Origin of the sequence: Dolichospermum lemmermannii CS-548 (genome assembly GCF_028330815.1) — a bacterium.
Lineage (GTDB): Bacteria > Cyanobacteriota > Cyanobacteriia > Cyanobacteriales > Nostocaceae > Dolichospermum > Dolichospermum lemmermannii.
Genome location: NZ_JAQMTJ010000204.1, coordinates 1 through 3,110, shown reverse-complemented (window position 1 = coordinate 3,110; position 3,110 = coordinate 1). Strand labels below are relative to the sequence as shown.

Sequence of the window (3,110 nt, the reverse complement as noted above, 5' to 3'; positions counted from 1 at the left end):
ATCACATTGCTACCCCCCTTTCCCCTTGTAAAGGGGGGAAACAATAAAAATCCAGTTCCCTCCCCTTTACAAGGGGAGGGTTAGGGTGGGGTAAAAAATATTTGATACATCAACCATAACTTTTCAAACACCCTCTTAGTATCACAATCGGTAATTTCGGATTTTTCAATACTTAAAAGGATGATTTTTATACAAAAATGTGAAAATTTCAAATAGCTATAGCGAAGTGCTGCTGTAAGCATTTCGCTAGTCCCAAATTTCCCAACGACCAATTTTCCTTGTGTGACGGTTTAGGGTGCGAAAGGTGGGTTATCACCAAAAAAAGCTACTTATGCTTAGGTTGAAAATTCGGTAGTTCTACAGATGCTAAAGATTTTCGTCCCTTGGGTGGTCGTTGGGGATAAATCAATGGTGAAGGCGATTTATGGTCAGATGTATTTTCATCCAATAACTTTGGCAAAACATCATTAGTGGGTAAATTTGATTCCGTTGTCGGGGAAATATCCAACCAATAATCTTCCATTTCCACAGTATTGATCTGATGGCTAAGAGCGGTGGAAATGATTGGAAATTCCTCTATTAGTGATAGTGAAAAATCTTCCTTTCCAGAATTTTCAGTAGTACCATAAGGATCAATTTCCATCTGCAAATCCTGTTGAATAATTATTTCTGGTTGTGGATGATTTTCCGAAGTAGATACTAAAGTTTCTAAAACAGATATATCACCTTGATGAATATTTACTTTTGCCTGGGTCCCCTCCTCCGTTGTGTCAGATGATGGTGTAATAAAAAACCGATGAATTATCCCTTCTAATTGCTGGTCTAGGGATAATACTCCAGAATCATCTTCAGTTGTTGATGGAGTTGTTGATTCATCAACTTGTGTAGGCTGAGAGATTACTGGTTCTGGATCATGGGGATAATTTTCAGAAGTTGTTGCTGTCGGCTTAACCCAGGAATTATTTACAGACTCATTCACAGAATCTGTCTCCCCTGTCCAAGGACGAATAGGTTGAGCATTGGGAAACAAAGACCGGGCTTTTCTGGAGAATCGCGTTTGTTTGTGAATCACATCATGGGGATGATGGATATGATCTTCTAAATTTTCATGGCTAGGAATGGGAGTATCTAGACATTTTTCCAAAGCCGATTTAAACTGCATAGTTTGTCGTTGTTGACGCATTAGCCGAGACCGCAATTCACGACAAGTATTTTCCGAGTGTAATAACTGTTGAGACTCTTGACTGTAGTTAGCTTGCAAAAGAGAACATTCTCTTTCCAAATGCGCTAACCGCTGTTGGCTAATTTGCAAATTAGCTTGATAATTTTCAATACAAATTTCTTGTTGTTGAACAGTTTGGACAGCAGTTTCTAACTGCTGATACAGGGAATGAATTTGTTCTTGACCAGCGGAAAGTTCTTGATTTTGTTGGTTAAACATAGATTCCGTCACAGTAGACCGGGTTTTGTGCCATTGCAAAATCTTTTCGGCTTCAGCTAATTCGGTTTTTAACTGCTCTACCTGAGCATAGAGATGATTATTAGCTGTAGTTAATTCTGTATTTAACTTCAGTAATTGCTGAAATTCTAAGTTGATCTGTGCTTGTTGATCAATATTAGGTTCTGCAATCCAGTCTTGTTGGTTACTGTCTTCCAATTTTTCCATAACTACGGTTTCACATTGACAATCTGTAGTTGGCCGATAGCGTGGCGTTAGCTTTATTATAGGTAAATTTGTCACGGTCATATTATTATTATCCACAAATACGTAGCCGTTATCAGTTATTTACACAATTGACACTCCCCGGTCTAAAGACACGGGGATTCTACATTCACCGTCAAAACTTGGCTTTTCCAGGCTTGCACCAAGTAGAGTAGTGGCTTCAACTCCTGTAGCGTTAATTTGGGGATGCCCTCCCCTATTTTTTGCAAGATTAAGAATGTTAATTGCGGCGTTTGTATCTCTATGAAGATATGATCCACAACTACAATTATGGGTACGAGTTGATAGAGATTTTTTGACAATTACGCCACAGCTAGAACACTTTTGAGAAGTGTAATGAGGTGCTACGGCTATAGCAATCTTGTCAAATTTAACCGCAAAATATTCAATCCATTGTCGGAACAAATACCAACTAGCATCACTAATTGATTTTGCTAAACAATGATTTTTTACCATGTTTGAAACACGTAAATCTTCATAGGCCACTAAGTCGTTAGACTTGCATACGTTACGCGCTATTCTTTTAGCGTGTTCATTCCGTTGCCGTACGGGCGAAGCATTCGCGCTGTTGAGTTGTCGGTTGGTCGCATAATTTTTATAAGCGAATGCTTCGCCCCTACCTTTTAAGTGTTTTTTTGCGTAAACTTTCCTAGCTTTTTTTCTACCGCTAGAACCTTTGACTTTTTTGTAAATCCGTTTTTGAGAATGTTTGATAGATTTTTCAGCCTTTCTCAAAAACTGAGGGTTGGGTTCATGATGTCCATTAGAATCGGTGTAAAACGACTCAATACCAACATCCAACCCGATTTCATTACCTGTTTTCGGTTGAATATCTACAACATCAATACCAATACAGAACTGTGCATAATATCCATCAGAACGACGGATTAAACGTACTCGTTTAATATCTTTAAGTTCGTAGGATTGAATATCCCATTTACCTAATAATTTGAGTTCACCAATCCCTTTTTTATCAGTAAAAGTAATCCGTCGCTTAGTTTTGTGTAATTTCCATCCTGATGTTTTATATTCAACAGAACGGCAATCTTTTTGAAAACGTGGATATCCTTTCTTTCCAGACTTTTTACATTTACAATTGTCGTAAAACCTTGATATAGCAGACCATCCTCTTTCTGCGGCTGATTGTACTGCCATTGAGTTTAATTCAGCAGCAAAAGGAAAATATGAGCGGAGTTCTGTTGAATACTTATTCAGGGCAAACTTATCAATTTTTAGCTCGCGTGGTGCATCCATCCAATATCTTATCGCTTTGTTACGAATGAATTGGGTGGTACGAATTGCATCGTCTATGGCGTTGTATTGATGTTGTTTACCTTTAACTTTGTATTCTAGGACTAACATTGATTTAACCTTGAACAATCAACTT

Annotated in this window: 2 protein-coding genes; both read right to left on the bottom strand. The window is 38.1% G+C overall.

What is annotated here, in order from left to right:
- Positions 1–325: 325 nt before the first annotated feature.
- Positions 326–1,762 carry a hypothetical protein gene (locus tag PN450_RS13235; protein ID WP_271836625.1) on the bottom strand — a complete coding sequence of 479 codons (1,437 nt, stop codon included), beginning with the start codon at positions 1,760–1,762 and terminating at the stop codon, positions 326–328.
- A 24-nt stretch (positions 1,763–1,786) separates the two neighbouring features.
- Entirely contained in the window at positions 1,787–3,085 is a 1,299-nt protein-coding gene (locus PN450_RS13230) for an RNA-guided endonuclease InsQ/TnpB family protein (protein ID WP_271836624.1), read from the bottom strand.
- Positions 3,086–3,110 lie beyond the last annotated feature (25 nt).

Coding starts and splice junctions, on each gene's coding strand:
- PN450_RS13230 (WP_271836624.1), bottom strand. CDS start 3,085: ATGTTAGTCCTAGAATACAAAGTTAAAGGTAAACAACATCAATACAAC.